General features: G+C 65.4%; 9 protein-coding genes, 2 tRNA genes and 1 rRNA gene. 3 read left to right on the top strand and 9 right to left on the bottom strand.

The window, feature by feature from the left end; all coding sequences use genetic code 11:
• Nucleotides 1–53: 53 nt before the first annotated feature.
• The 5 genes from ACQY68_RS13205 to ACQY68_RS13225 all read right to left on the bottom strand — a co-directional run bounded on the left by ACQY68_RS13205 (nucleotide 54) and on the right by ACQY68_RS13225 (nucleotide 3,569).
• Nucleotides 54–129 (bottom strand) — tRNA-Ala (locus tag ACQY68_RS13205).
• A 72-nt stretch (nucleotides 130–201) separates the two neighbouring features.
• A tRNA-Ile gene (locus ACQY68_RS13210) sits at nucleotides 202–279 on the bottom strand.
• 183 nt (nucleotides 280–462) lie between these two features.
• Nucleotides 463–1,923: ribosomal RNA gene (locus ACQY68_RS13215) — 16S ribosomal RNA — on the bottom strand.
• A 394-nt stretch (nucleotides 1,924–2,317) separates the two neighbouring features.
• Nucleotides 2,318–2,509 carry a hypothetical protein gene (locus ACQY68_RS13220; protein WP_428149927.1) on the bottom strand — a complete coding sequence of 64 codons (192 nt, stop codon included), beginning with the start codon at nucleotides 2,507–2,509 and terminating at the stop codon, nucleotides 2,318–2,320.
• A gap of 70 nt (nucleotides 2,510–2,579) precedes the next feature.
• The gene (locus tag ACQY68_RS13225) at nucleotides 2,580–3,569 is read right to left on the bottom strand and encodes a helix-turn-helix domain-containing protein (protein WP_428149929.1); all 990 of its coding nucleotides are present in this window, start codon (nucleotides 3,567–3,569) and stop codon (nucleotides 2,580–2,582) included.
• 145 nt (nucleotides 3,570–3,714) lie between these two features.
• On the opposite strand from ACQY68_RS13225, the gene ACQY68_RS13230 reads away from it, so the two are divergent.
• Nucleotides 3,715–4,533, top strand: a complete 819-nt coding sequence (locus ACQY68_RS13230) for a DUF2306 domain-containing protein (protein ID WP_428149930.1) — start codon at nucleotides 3,715–3,717, stop codon at nucleotides 4,531–4,533.
• On the opposite strand, the gene ACQY68_RS13235 is transcribed toward ACQY68_RS13230, so the two are convergent.
• The 3 genes from ACQY68_RS13235 to ACQY68_RS13245 form a co-directional block, all read right to left on the bottom strand.
• Nucleotides 4,530–5,234, bottom strand: coding sequence for a Crp/Fnr family transcriptional regulator (locus ACQY68_RS13235; RefSeq protein WP_428149931.1), 705 nt, complete (start codon nucleotides 5,232–5,234; stop codon nucleotides 4,530–4,532). The genes ACQY68_RS13230 and ACQY68_RS13235 overlap by 4 nt on opposite strands.
• Nucleotides 5,234–5,461, bottom strand: coding sequence for a DUF6894 family protein (locus tag ACQY68_RS13240; protein WP_428149933.1), 228 nt, complete (start codon nucleotides 5,459–5,461; stop codon nucleotides 5,234–5,236). Before ACQY68_RS13240 ends, ACQY68_RS13235 begins: the two co-directional genes overlap by 1 nt.
• Nucleotides 5,462–5,613: 152 nt before the next feature.
• A complete protein-coding gene (locus tag ACQY68_RS13245) occupies nucleotides 5,614–8,907 on the bottom strand; it encodes an amidohydrolase family protein (RefSeq protein ID WP_428149935.1) in 3,294 nt (1,097 codons plus the stop codon).
• 208 nt (nucleotides 8,908–9,115) lie between these two features.
• Here ACQY68_RS13245 and ACQY68_RS13250 point away from each other — a divergent pair, with 208 nt between their 5' ends.
• Together ACQY68_RS13250 and ACQY68_RS13255 are read left to right on the top strand one after the other, a co-directional pair.
• Nucleotides 9,116–10,828, top strand: a complete 1,713-nt coding sequence (locus ACQY68_RS13250; protein WP_428149936.1) for a DUF1800 domain-containing protein — start codon at nucleotides 9,116–9,118, stop codon at nucleotides 10,826–10,828.
• Nucleotides 10,825–12,378, top strand: a complete 1,554-nt coding sequence (locus tag ACQY68_RS13255; protein ID WP_428149937.1) for a DUF1501 domain-containing protein — start codon at nucleotides 10,825–10,827, stop codon at nucleotides 12,376–12,378. The genes ACQY68_RS13250 and ACQY68_RS13255 overlap by 4 nt, the downstream gene beginning before the upstream one ends.
• On the opposite strand, the gene ACQY68_RS13260 is transcribed toward ACQY68_RS13255, so the two are convergent.
• Nucleotides 12,375–12,896 carry a hypothetical protein gene (locus ACQY68_RS13260; RefSeq protein ID WP_428149939.1) on the bottom strand — a complete coding sequence of 174 codons (522 nt, stop codon included), beginning with the start codon at nucleotides 12,894–12,896 and terminating at the stop codon, nucleotides 12,375–12,377. The genes ACQY68_RS13255 and ACQY68_RS13260 overlap by 4 nt on opposite strands.
• Nucleotides 12,897–12,902 lie beyond the last annotated feature (6 nt).

Raw genomic sequence — 12,902 nt, forward strand, 5'->3', positions numbered from 1 at the left:
CAATGCTTCAGCGCCGAAGCGGCTGAAGCAATCTCTGTACGATCTGCGGTACCTGGTGGAGCCAGACGGAGTCGAACCGACGACATCCTGCTTGCAAAGCAGGCGCTCTACCAACTGAGCTATGGCCCCATTCCAACAGGAACAGTGCGAAGCTCAGGAGAGCTTGTCGGTACGCGTCGTAGGCTAAGGTCCAGCCTGGGCTGGTAGGCCCGGGCAGACTCGAACTGCCGACCTCACGCTTATCAGGCGTGCGCTCTAACCAGGCTGAGCTACGGGCCTATGGCCGCACGACAGCCGGTCCATAAGACCAGGCTCGCGATCGCATGCCTCACAAGATCAGACCGAATGTCTGACGCCGCGAGGCATGAAATAGGAAAGAGAAACGGAGACGGCGGCATCCCGCAGTTTATTGGAGCGTCAATAATGAACCTCGTGAGAGCTTCACTGGAGACGCATCCTTAGAAAGGAGGTGATCCAGCCGCAGGTTCCCCTACGGCTACCTTGTTACGACTTCACCCCAGTCGCTGACCCTACCGTGGTCGACTGCCTCCTTGCGGTTAGCGCATCGCCTTCGGGTAGAACCAACTCCCATGGTGTGACGGGCGGTGTGTACAAGGCCCGGGAACGTATTCACCGCGGCATGCTGATCCGCGATTACTAGCGATTCCAACTTCATGCCCTCGAGTTGCAGAGGACAATCCGAACTGAGACGACTTTTAAGGATTAACCCTCTGTAGTCGCCATTGTAGCACGTGTGTAGCCCACCCTGTAAGGGCCATGAGGACTTGACGTCATCCCCACCTTCCTCCGGCTTAGCACCGGCAGTCCCATTAGAGTTCCCAACTAAATGATGGCAACTAATGGCGAGGGTTGCGCTCGTTGCGGGACTTAACCCAACATCTCACGACACGAGCTGACGACAGCCATGCAGCACCTGTGTCCTAGTCTCCGAAGAGAAAGCCAGATCTCTCTGGCGGTCCAGGCATGTCAAAAGGTGGTAAGGTTCTGCGCGTTGCTTCGAATTAAACCACATGCTCCACCGCTTGTGCGGGCCCCCGTCAATTCCTTTGAGTTTTAATCTTGCGACCGTACTCCCCAGGCGGATTGCTTAATGCGTTAGCTGCGTCACCGAGATGTAAACATCCCGACAACTAGCAATCATCGTTTACGGCGTGGACTACCAGGGTATCTAATCCTGTTTGCTCCCCACGCTTTCGAGCCTCAGCGTCAGTAATGAGCCAGTATGTCGCCTTCGCCACTGGTGTTCTTCCGAATATCTACGAATTTCACCTCTACACTCGGAGTTCCACATACCTCTCTCACACTCAAGACATCCAGTATCAAAGGCAGTTCCAGAGTTGAGCTCTGGGATTTCACCCCTGACTTAAATGTCCGCCTACGCTCCCTTTACGCCCAGTAATTCCGAGCAACGCTAGCCCCCTTCGTATTACCGCGGCTGCTGGCACGAAGTTAGCCGGGGCTTCTTCTCCGGGTACCGTCATTATCGTCCCCGGTGAAAGAATTTTACAATCCTAAGACCTTCATCATTCACGCGGCATGGCTGCGTCAGGCTTTCGCCCATTGCGCAAGATTCCCCACTGCTGCCTCCCGTAGGAGTTTGGGCCGTGTCTCAGTCCCAATGTGGCTGGTCATCCTCTCAGACCAGCTACTGATCGTAGCCTTGGTGAGCCTTTACCTCACCAACTAGCTAATCAGACGCGGGCCGCTCTAATGGCGATAAATCTTTCCCCCGAAGGGCACATTCGGCATTACCACCCGTTTCCAGGAGCTATTCCGAACCAAAAGGCACGTTCCCACGTGTTACTCACCCGTCCGCCACTAACCCCGAAAGGTCCGTTCGACTTGCATGTGTTAGGCCTGCCGCCAGCGTTCGCTCTGAGCCAGGATCAAACTCTCAGGTTGAGTTGACTATCTGACCTAAGCATCCCCGGTCCGTAAACCGGTTGGCATAAGTTCTACGTATTCTTGACGAGAACCACTTCGATCGACCCGAAGGCCAACCGACATGGTTGTATCTTTCAAAAAGACCGCAGAGTGTCAGTATCGTCGTAATGACCATCACTGGCCATCGCTAGGACACCGCCGCCTGCGTTTCTCTTTCCAAATCTACAATGTCAAAGACCGTACCGGCTCGGCCGGGGCTCACTGTTTAACGCCGGTGGCCGGCGGAGGCGGGGATTTAGGCGGGGCCGACGTTTGGGTCAAGCGGGCATTTCGTGTTCGACGGAAAAAGTTTCGGAGACCTGTGAAACTCGGGTGGCAACCCTGGTTCTGAGCCTGACGGGCCTTGCCGCCGTTAGGCAGATCCCGGCATCGGCCGAAGTCCACGCTGCTCGGCCGTGATCGCCTCCGCGCCGTTCGTGGCCTCGCCGACGATCCATGTCTTTTTCAGCGCGACGACGGAGGCGACGCATTCGCGCAGCACGGCCGACGGCCCGGCCTTGTTCGGCATGAGCATCGTGGGTGTGGTCGACAGGGTTCTGTTCATTGGGTTCGAGTTCACCCTCCATCCGCCGGTCAGGGGGTTCGAACCCTGAATCACCCACCATCGTCCCCTTTCAGATCACGACAGAGTCGCGGCGCGCGGATCGATAGGCGCGGGGCGTTTGTCCGACCTGATCCTTGAAAGCCCGATTGAACGGCCCGACCGACCCGAACCCGCAGTCGAAGGCGATCTGAAGGATCGAGGCGTCGTCCTCGACATCGGCCAGCCGCGCCTTCGCCCGCTCGACCCTGTGATGGTTGATCAGCCGGTTGAAGTTCGGGAACCCCGTCGCCGCGCCGATACATTGCGACACGCGGTACTCCGGCTCGCCCAGCCGCGCGGCGACGTCGCCGATCCTCAGGTCGGGATCGCTGTCGATCGCCTCATCCCTGAGCAGCCGCATCAGTCGCTCGGCCAGACGCACGTCCTCGGCCGTTGCGGCACGACGCACCTGCGCCGGCTCTGTCTGCGGATGGCGCAGGCGGAACCAGACCGCCGCCATCGCCGCGCCCAGCCCCACGACGGCCGAGCCGCCCTTGATCAGGTCGTCGCGCAGCACATCCTGCGGACTGCCGCTCGACGCCCACAGGCCCAGGACGGAGGCCGCGACCAGCACGGCGTAGACGCCGAGGAAGGCGAGACGAAACCGTTTCTCCCCGCCCGGCATGTCGCGCCGATAACGGTTGAACGGCTCGACGAAGGTCAGCAGCAACGCTGCCGAGCCGGCGATCGCATAGATATTGTCGGACACCCGCGACGCCACGCCGCCCTCGGGCGCCAGCACCGCCAATGCGCCACTCACCGCCACGGTCAGCCCCACGATGCGGGGCCACCAGGCGTCGCGAGGCGCGGGATCGAACAGGGCCCGGGTCAGCAGCCAGGCCCAGCCGCAGGCTCCCACTCCGATGGCCTGGAACGCCGTCCCCACCGCACCGTGCAGCAGACGCGCAAGTATGAAGCTGAGGAAGGAGAACGCCGCGATGGCCGCATAGGCGCGCAGCCGGGCCGGCGGCCTGAACCGGGCCAGGTCGGCGATCGAACTGGAGCCTGTGGTCGTGGACATCGCGTCCTCCCCGGACCCGTTTCATGACCGGGCCATGCGCCCGAAACAAGAACTTCTGGCCGAATTCCAAATCGGCGAGACGACGCCTCCGCCCGCCCCGCATCCCTGCCGACGAGCTCAAGTTCGAGATCCGTCGGGAGATCCCATGTCGACTATCGCCCCACCCTCGCCCGCAACCGGCGCCGCTGCGAAGGCGCTGCGCTGGGCCGGCCTTCTGTGGTTCCTGATCGCCGCCGTCGGCCAGACGGCCTTTATCGGCTTCATCGTCGCCTACTACGGCGTGCGCACCGCGACCGGGAATTTCGCCGGCTGGAACGACAAGCCCCTGATCGACGGCTACATCGCCGGTGACGACGCCGGAAACATCATCTTTGCCGCCCACGTCCTGCTCGCCGCCGTGGTGACGCTGGGCGGACTGATGCAGTTGATCCCCGCCGTCCGTCGCCGGTTGCCCGGCCTCCACCGCTGGACCGGCCGGATCTTCCTCGTCATCGCGATCTTCATGGCGCTGAGCGGCGTCTGGCTGGCCCTCGTCAGGGGGACCTATCTCTCGACGATCTCCAACGTCGCCATCCTTGGCAACGCCGCCCTGATCCTGATCTTCGCCGCCCTCGCCTGGCGCGCCGCCGTCGGGCGCCGGTTCGAACAGCACCGGACGTGGGCCATGCGCACTTTCATGGTTGTGAGCGGCGTCTGGTTCCTGCGTGTCGGCCTGATGGGCTGGGTCGTCCTCAACCGGGGCCCGGCCGGCCTCACCGCCGACATGAGCGGTCCCGTCGACAGCGTGATGACCTTCGGCAGCTACCTGATCCCGCTCGCCGTGCTGGAATTGTATTTCGCCGCCCGGCGCAGTCCCGGCGTCGCGTTGAAGATCCTCGCCACTTTCGTGGTCGTGGTGGCCGCCGCCTATACGGCGCTCGGCGTCTTCGGCACCGTCGCCTTCATGTGGGGCCCCTACCTCTAGTCGACCGCCACCGTCCGCCGCCTCAGCGCGCCGTAACATTCGCAGGCGGCGTGCTCGAGGACGTCGCGGCTGGCGATTCTCACGACGCCGCGCGAGGCCTTGATGCCGCCGAGCTTGCCCAGTTCCTGCCAGGACGCGTTCACGGTCGTCCGACGCACGCTCATGGTCGTTGCCAGGTCGTCCTGCGTCAGTTGGAAGGAATCGCTGCCCGTCCTGTCCTGAATGGTCAGCAGCCACCGCGCCAGTCGCGGCGTCACCGTATGCACGGCGTTGCAGACCGCGTTCTGCGCGGCTTCGACCTGGTTGTTGTGCGTCAGCCGCATCAGCACCCGCAACAGCAGGGGGCTCTCCAGCACGCGCCGCCGCAGCGCATCGGCCGGCAGCGCCCAGGCGTCGCCAGCAATCTGAACCTCGACGTCCCAGCCGCAGGGTTCATCGGCCAGGAATGCCGCCAGCCCCGTCACCCCTTCGCGACCCACATTGGTCGCCATCCCGGAGCGTCCGTCCTCGAACCGGATGACATTGGCCAGGTCCGCCGTGACCGGCATGTAGACGATCCTCACCTCGTCGCCCGCCCGCGTGACCACGTCGCCTTGTGGCAGGTGGCGCAGGGTCAGGTGCGCACGCAACGCCGCCTTGTCCTCGGCCGCCATCGCCGCCCACAGGCGGTTGTCGTCCGGATCCCCTCCAAAGGTCGCCATCAGAACCGCCGCCCCTGCGCAGTGACGCTGTAGACCTGTCCGTCGTCGGCGTCGGTCACCATCACCTCGTAGTCGCCGCCGCCCATCAGCGCGTCCCGCTTGGACGGGATGGTCTCGGCGAACACTTCAAGCGCGACCGCACACGCCGCGTCATTGTCGGCCAACTCTTCCCCATCCTCGTCCCTCACGACATCGCCGTTGCTGAGGCGAAAGAAGTATCGGGGCATGGCGGTCTCCGTCGGCGCGCTCAGTCAGCAGGACGGAAAGCCCAGCCATCGCCGACGGTTCCCCCTCGCTCAGCCCGATCCGCGCGCGGCGGAGGCCAGAGGCTGCCGCAGGACGCACGATCGTGCCTGACATGAGCCGGGGTTTGTCCGCCTCAATCCCCGCCGTGCCCGTGGCCTTCGGCGTCGGTGGCGCCGACGGCGAAGCCCTGGTCGCTCTCGTTCTCGAACCAGAAGGGAGCCCTCGGACGCTGACGCAGGCCGACCTCATCCATGTGAGTGTCGTAGAGGCGGCCGTTGGCCAGGGTATAGCGGATCGAGGTCGTGTTGCGGATGTTCTCCAGCGGATTGGAGTCCAGCACCACCAGATCGGCCAGCTTGCCGACCTCCAGCGAACCGACGTCACGATCGAGCCCCAGCGCCCGGGCGCCGTTCAGCGTCGCGGCCCTCAGCGCCTCCATCGGCGTGAAACCACCCTGTTGCAGCATCCACATTTCCCAGTGGGCGCCCAGACCTTCGCGCTGGCCGTGGGCGCCGATCTCGACGACGACGCCGAGGTCGTTCAGCGCCTTGGCCTGTTCGGCGATCTGGATGTGGTTCCACTCGTTGGCCGGCTGGGTCACCGGGCGACGCGCGCGGGCGTCCAGCAGGCGGCGCGGGACATACTGGGTCAGGATCGGATGGTTCCAGACCTCGCTCTCCTGGTACCAGTAGTTTTCGCCCGACGACCCGCCGTAGGCCACCACCAGGGTCGGATTGTAGGCCGTGTCCGATTGACGCCACAGGTCGTGAACGTCGTCGTACATCCGGGCCACCGGGATCGAGTGCTCGACCGTGGTATGGCCGTCCACGATCATCGTCATGTTGTGCTGATAGAGGGACCCACCCTCCGGCACGACGTTCATGTGCAGCTGGCGCGCGGCCTCGATGATCTGCTGGCGCTGGTCGCGGCGCGGCTGGTTGTAGCTCTTGACGCTCCAGGCCCCGACCGCCTGCTGACGCCTCAGCACCGACAGGGCGTCGTCCAGATCGTTGACCACCGCCGTGAACGGGGTCGCCGCTCCGTACAGGATCGTCCCGGTGGAGAAGATGCGCGGCGCCACCACGCGACCGGCGCGGGCCAGTTCCGAGTGGGCGAAGATCTCCGACGTGTCGTTCGACGGATCGTGAATCGTGGTCACGCCGAAGGCCAGCGCGGCGTAATCGACCCAGCTCTGCTGCGGGATGATCTCGTCCGACCCCATGGAGCCGTGCCAGTGGGCGTCGACGATGCCGGGGATGATGGTCTTTCCGGCGACGTCCACGACGACGGCGCCGGCCGGAACCGTGACCTCGCTGCGCGGACCGATCGCCTCGATCCGGTTGCCGTTGGTGACGATGACCCCGTCCTCGATGACGCGGTCGCCGTTCATGGTGACGATGCGCGCGCCGGTCAGGGCCAGACGTCCCTCGGGACGGTCGGCGGCCTGCTGGAAGCCGAGGTTGATCCCCGTTTCCGGCGGCTTGGGTAGTTCGGACGGTGCGCCCTCGACGAAGGCGAAGCCCTGGTTCAGGTCGCGGCTGAACAGCTGCGGTCCCAAGGACCAGCTCAGGCTGCTCGAGTCGCCTGACCAGGTCAGCCAGTCGCCTGCGTCGCGCGTAAACCGCGTCTGCGGCAGGGCCTTGCCGTCGGACGACAGGGTCACCGGCCGCCCGGTCCGCGTGAACGACGCCACGAAGGCGTTGAAGCGCTCTGTCCAGGCGATCCAGTGCTCGTCCGGCGACAGCACATAGTCCGCCGCCCATTCCGAGGTCAGGTGAACCCGCTCGTCGTGGCCGTTCAGATCGACCGACTTCAAAGCGGAGTTCCGGTCGACCCGGCCGGTGAAATAGATGCGGTCGTTCGAGGCCCCGAACTGGGGCGCCGTGCCGTCGTCGGTGACGAAGGTCGCCTCGCCGCCTGCCGCCGGAATGCGGTAGATGCCCGGCTCGCGGCTCCACAGCCCCGAGGTCAGGGTGCCGTCCGCCACGGTGCGATAGACGATGGTCCGCCCGTCCGGAGAGAAGGTCGGCTCGATGTAGTGGCCGGGGTTGGTCGTCACGACCCGCCCCTCGCCGCCGCCCGCCGGGATCACCCGGACGGTCCCCAGATCCTGGTCGTCCCAGGTGGTGTAGACGATCGACCGGCCGTCCCGCGACCAGTTGGGATAGAGCTCGAAATGATCAGTCTGGCGCGTCAGGCGACGCGGCGTCCCGTTGGGCAGGTCCTTGATCCACAGATTGCCGAGCGCCTCATAGACGACCCGCGACCCGTCCGGCGACGTCCGCGCCCAGCGGATCATCTTCACGTCGAAGGTGTCGGGCGCCACATCGACCGGGAAGCGCACGGCCTCCTCGACCCGACGCGTGTCGGCGACGTGGAACGGGATGTCCGCGACCTCCCGCGAGGCGACATCGATGCGGCGGATCTTGCCGCCGGCCCAGAAGACGATGGCCGAGTTGTCGGGCGTCCAGCTCATCGCCGGATAGACGCCGTGAATGGCCCAGGTCTCCTGCATGTCGCGGTCGAGACCGGAGTAGATCGCCGTCTCGCGCCCGCTCTCGATGTCCATGACGAACAGGGTCGACTGGTACCGAACGCGACGAACGAAGGCCAACGACTTGCCGTCGGGCGACGGCGTCGGCCGGATCGAGCCGCCAGGCCCGCCGAGGAATTCCTCGACCTCGCCCGTCTCGCGGTCCAGGCGCTGGATCACATAGATTTCGCCGTTGACGTCCTTGGAATACTGGAAGGTCTCGCCCGGCGTGTTGTCGTCGGAGAAATACAGATAGCGGCCGTCCGGCGAGAAGGCAGGCTCGCCACTATCCTTCTGCTGTGTCCGGCGCGTGGTCAGCTGCACGCCGCCGCCGCCCGAGCGGTGATACATCCACATTTCGCCTGCTCCCAAGGAGCGCGCCGAGGTGAAGTGTTTCCTCGCCACGATGAACTCGCCGTCCGGCGACCAGTCGGGCGAGTTCAGAAGGCGGAAGCTCTCGTCGGAGACTTGGGTCGGGTTTGACCCGTCGCGATCCATGACCCAGATGTTGTCTCCGCCGTCGCGGTCGGAGGTGAAGGCGATCTTCGTCCCGTCCGGCGAATATTTCGGCTGCATGTCCCAGGCGACGCCCGACGCGATGGCCCGCGCCTCTCCGCCGCCGATCGGCATGATGTAGATGTCGCCGAGCAGGTCGAAGACGATCTCACGGCCGTCCGGGCTGACGTCCAGCGCCATCCAGGTGCCTTCGGTGACGTCGATGGCGGCGTCGTGCGCGGGTCCCGGCGGATTCTGCACATCCCACTTCGGCGTCTCGACCTCGGCCGGCTCCGCCAGCGGAGCGGCCGGCGTGATCGCGGGCGTTGCGGTTTGGGCCCACCCCGTATTGGTCACCGACAGCGCCATCACGGCGCTCAGCACGACACGGATCAGCATACGAAGTTCCCCCAATGCTTGTTCCCTTCTGTGTAAGGCAGGGCGCCCGCCTTTGGCGAGAGGCGCTGTCAACTGCAAAGCTGTGCACGAAGACGTGAAGGCGCTATACGGGAACAATTCACCGTGTCGGTGTAAGGCCGACAGCAGTCGTCGCACTGCTCGAAGTATTGCAAAGCTGGTCGGGGGGCCGTTCTTGCCTGATTTCATGATGAAGACCCTTCGCGCCTGCGCACTGTCGGCCCTGCTTTTGGTCGGGCTGACATCCTGCGGCGACGGCGGCGCGTTCGCCATCTTCGGCGATACCCGCGAAAGCACGACCCCGGTCGAGAACAACCCCGAGAATGCCGCCGCCGCCGCGCGTTTCCTGACCCAGGCGACATTCGGACCGACCGACAACGACATCAAGACCGTCACGGCCAAGGGCTATGACGCCTGGCTGGACGGCGAGTTCAACGCGGTTTCGTCGTCGCATCTGGCCTATGTCGACAACCGTCTGGCCCAGATGCTGCTGACCAACCCGTCGGCGAGTCTCAGCGCGAACCAGTTCTACGAAAGCTACTGGCTCTACGCCTCCACCGGCCGGGCCCAGTTGCGCGAGCGGATGAAACTGGCTCTGTCGGAGATCTTCGTCATCTCTCTGGTGGACTCCGCAGTCGATACGCGCGGCGCGGCCTCCTACTACGACATGCTCGGGACCAACGCCTTCGGCAACTACCGCACCCTGCTGGAGCAGGTCGCCCTGCACCCGATGATGGGCCGCTACCTGACCCATCTGGCGAACCAGAAGGAAGACACGGCCTCGGGTCGCAAGCCTGACGAAAACTTCGCCCGCGAAGTCCTCCAGCTGATGTCGATCGGCACCTACCAGCTGAACGCCGATGGAACCCTGCGTCGGGATGGCGCCGGGGCGACGATCCCGACCTATACCTCGGACGACATCTCGAACCTGGCCAAGGTGTTCACGGGCTACAGCTATTACAGCCCGACCCCGACCAACACGACCTTCTTCGGCGGTTCGCGCAACGTCGACGCCTATGTGCGGCCGATGATCTTCTACGCGAATTATCACTCGGTCACGGCCAAGACCTTCCTCGGGACGACGATCCCGGCCGGCGCCGCCAGTGCGAATGACCTGACGACCGCGCTCGACACCATCTTCAACCATCCGAACGTGCCGCCGTTCATGTGTCAGCGCCTGATCCAGCGGCTGGTCACTTCCAATCCGACGCCGGCCTATGTCGGGCGCTGCTCGGCCGTATTCAGCAACAACGGCGCGGGCGTGCGCGGTGACCTTCGGGCCGTGACCAAGGCGATCCTGATGGATCCGGAGGCGCGCAACGCGTCGCTCGCCTCGACGCCGGGCTACGGCAAGGTGCGCGAGCCGATCATCCGCCTGACCAACTGGATCCGCGCCTTCGGGGCGACCTCGGTCAGCGGCGGTTATCTGATCACCTCGACCAGCGCCAACACCTCCCTGGGACAGTCGCCGCTGACCTCGCCCTCGGTGTTCAACTTCTACCGGCCCGGCTACATCCCGCCCAACACCCGTCTGGGCGCCCAGAGTCTGACCGCACCGGAGTTCCAGATTGTCGACGAGGTCACGGTCGCGGGTTACGCCAACACCATGCAGACCGCGATCGGCACGGGGATCGGCTCCGGATCCGACGTCCGCTCGGCCTATGTGAACGAAGTCGCCATCGCCGCGGACGCCAACACCCTGGTCGACCGCATGGATCGGATGCTGCTGTACGGTCAGATGAGCCCCGCGCTCCGCAGCCGTATCATCGAGAGCGTCAACAGCATCGTCATCCCGGCACCGACGGCGAACAATGCGGCGACCATCGCCACGGCGAAGCTCAACCGGGCCAAACTGGCCATCTACATGACGATGGTCTCCCCCGAATATCTGGTGCAGCGATGAGCCACGGAATCCACACCCGCCGGCAGCTGCTGCGCGTCGGCGGCGGTCTCTCCATCCTCGGCGCCGCGGCCCCCTTCGCGGCCCAGCTCGCCGCCGCCGGGGCCGCCGTCAGCCAGAGCGCACCGGACTACAAGGCCCTGGTCTGTGTCTTCCTGTTCGGCGGCAACGACGCGAACAACATGGTGCTGGCGACGGACCAGGATTCCTGGGGTCGCTATTTCGCGACCCGCAACACGGGCGCCGATCCTATCGCCCTGATGCCGGCAGGCATGGCTCCGACGCCGATCGGCGCGACCAACACCCTGACCGGACGGGTCTCCGCCGCCGCGAGGCCCGAGGCCTGGGGCGGCGTCCTGCCCATCGTTCCGCGCACGATCCAGGCAGTCCCCGCAGGCACCAACGCCTCGAGCCGGACCTTCGGCCTGCATCCGTTCATGGGCCCGGCCAAGACCCTGTTCGACGCCGGTCGCCTGGCCGTCGTCGCCAACATCGGCACCCTGGTCCGCCCGGTCACCCGCGCCCAGTACGAGGCGCGCAGCGTCAGCCTGCCGACCAACCTCTTCTCGCACAACGACCAGCAGTCCACCTGGCAGGCCGGCCGGACCGAGGGCGCGCAACTGGGCTGGGGCGGTGCGTTCAGCGACCTCCTCACGGGCATGAACGGCACGAACGCCCTGTTCACCGCCGTGTCCACCGCGGGCAACGCCGTCTTCCTGTCCGGCAACGACGTCGTCCAGTACCAGATGAGTACGGGGGCCCAGCCGGCCGTCCTGATCAACGGCCAGTCGGGAACCAGCCTGTTCGGCTCCACCGTCGCGCCCGGCCGCGTGCGCGAGGTGATCCGGGATACGTCGGCCGCCAGCCTGTTCGCCGCCGACTACGCCACGACCACCGATCGGTCCATCGGCGCGGCGACGTCCCTGAACACCACCTTCGCCTCCTCCGCCGTGACCGGCGTCATGGCCGCGCCCGCCTATCGCAACCCGATCAGCGGGGCGACCGAGACCAACTCGCTGGCGGTCCAGCTCCAGACCGTCGCCCGGATGATCGCCGCCGCCCCGACCCTGGGCGTCAAGCGTCAGGTCTTCTTCGTCAGCCTCGGCGGCTGGGACAGCCACGACGTCCAGAACACGGCCCAGCCCAACAACCTGTCGAAGGTGGCCTCGGCCCTCGCCTATTTCGACGAAGCGCTCGGCAACATCGGCGGCGTGAACATGCGTGAGGCCGTGACGACCTTCACCGCCTCGGACTTTTCGCGGACCTTCAACACCAACGGGGACGGCACCGATCACGCCTGGGGCGGCCACCATCTGGTCATGGGCGGCTCGGTAAAGGGCGGCGACATCTACGGCCAGTTCCCGACCGTTGGCATGGATCAAGGCTCGACCTTCCGCAACCCGGACATGACCTCGTCCTACTTCATCCCGACCACCTCGGTGGATCAGTACGCCGCCACCTTCGGCCGCTGGATGGGGGTGTCGGAAACCAATCTCGATCTGATCTTCCCGAACCTCAGGAACATGGTCACCCGAGGTCTCGGCTTCCTCTAGCGCTTCGGCGTCCCCGCCCAATCCGCGTCTCGCGAAGCCTCGTAGCCCTCGCGGACCGCCTGCCTCGGCTGATCCGCGCCGAGCTGCGCGAGCTGCTCGGCCCAGACATCGGCCAGGCGCCGCACCGTCGTCGTCACCCAGCCCGGCGCCTGCTGTCGCGACCAGTTCTGGATCGAGGCAGCGTTGAAGATCAGCAGGAAGACGGTCGCCAGCACGATGATGCGGCTGGTCCAGCGGCGGTCGCGCGCGGCGACGCCCTCCTCATCCGGCGGCTCTCCCGGCGGGAAGGCGAACCGGCCCAGCGCCAGCAACGCATTGACCGGTTGCGGCGCCGTCGGCAGGTCATGCGCGTCGGCCGTCTCGATCCAGTCCGAAGGCGGGTCCTGCGTCGCGTCCTCGACCGGATCGTCCAGATAGGGCTCCGCCGTCTCCCCCTCCAGCGGCGGGAACGGGTTCGCAGGGATCGCCACCGGGAACGGCGCCAGCGGGATTTCGGGATCGTCGGGACGGTCGCTCATCTGGCC

Source organism: Brevundimonas sp. (assembly GCF_965278935.1).
In the GTDB taxonomy this organism is placed as follows: Bacteria; Pseudomonadota; Alphaproteobacteria; order Caulobacterales; family Caulobacteraceae; genus Brevundimonas.

Bases quoted from the DNA above. Each gene is read 5' to 3' on its own strand.
- ACQY68_RS13245 (WP_428149935.1), bottom strand. From the start codon at position 8,907: ATGCTGATCCGTGTCGTGCTGAGCGCCGTGATGGCGCTGTCGGTGACC.
- ACQY68_RS13235 (WP_428149931.1), bottom strand. From the start codon at position 5,234: ATGGCGACCTTTGGAGGGGATCCGGACGACAACCGCCTGTGGGCGGCG.
- ACQY68_RS13240 (WP_428149933.1), bottom strand. From the start codon at position 5,461: ATGCCCCGATACTTCTTTCGCCTCAGCAACGGCGATGTCGTGAGGGAC.
- ACQY68_RS13230 (WP_428149930.1), top strand. From the start codon at position 3,715: ATGTCGACTATCGCCCCACCCTCGCCCGCAACCGGCGCCGCTGCGAAG.
- ACQY68_RS13225 (WP_428149929.1), bottom strand. From the start codon at position 3,569: ATGTCCACGACCACAGGCTCCAGTTCGATCGCCGACCTGGCCCGGTTC.
- ACQY68_RS13250 (WP_428149936.1), top strand. From the start codon at position 9,116: ATGAAGACCCTTCGCGCCTGCGCACTGTCGGCCCTGCTTTTGGTCGGG.
- ACQY68_RS13220 (WP_428149927.1), bottom strand. From the start codon at position 2,509: ATGAACAGAACCCTGTCGACCACACCCACGATGCTCATGCCGAACAAG.
- ACQY68_RS13260 (WP_428149939.1), bottom strand. From the start codon at position 12,896: ATGAGCGACCGTCCCGACGATCCCGAAATCCCGCTGGCGCCGTTCCCG.
- ACQY68_RS13255 (WP_428149937.1), top strand. From the start codon at position 10,825: ATGAGCCACGGAATCCACACCCGCCGGCAGCTGCTGCGCGTCGGCGGC.